We start from the raw sequence: 280 nt of genomic DNA, 5'->3' as shown, positions 1-280 counted from the left end.
GAGAATGGCGTGGTAACCTATACTCCAGACGAAAACTTCAACGGAACTGATACTTTTGAATACACTATTTCTGATGGTAATGGTGGAACCGATACCGCTACGGTAACAGTAACTGTAGGTGCTGAGAATGATGCTCCTATTGCTGTAGATGATTCGGCTTCAACAACTGAAGACACTCCAGTCGAGATCACTGTGCTTGACAATGATTCTGATCCTGATGGTGATGAGCTTACAGTAACAATTTTTGAAGCTCAAAAACCTTCCAATGGAACGGTAACCA

At 42.5% G+C, this 280-nt stretch carries 1 protein-coding gene; it reads left to right on the top strand.

The window, feature by feature from the left end:
• The coding region (locus ACNKXS_RS15435; protein WP_417921659.1) for an Ig-like domain-containing protein at positions 1–280 on the top strand (280 nt) is incomplete at both ends.

The sequence above is a fragment of the Christiangramia marina genome (assembly GCF_048285865.1).
GTDB classification, from domain to species: domain Bacteria; phylum Bacteroidota; class Bacteroidia; order Flavobacteriales; family Flavobacteriaceae; genus Christiangramia; species Christiangramia marina.
Note: the sequence above shows the minus strand (reverse complement) of the source record. Positions and strands in the feature narration are given on the sequence as shown.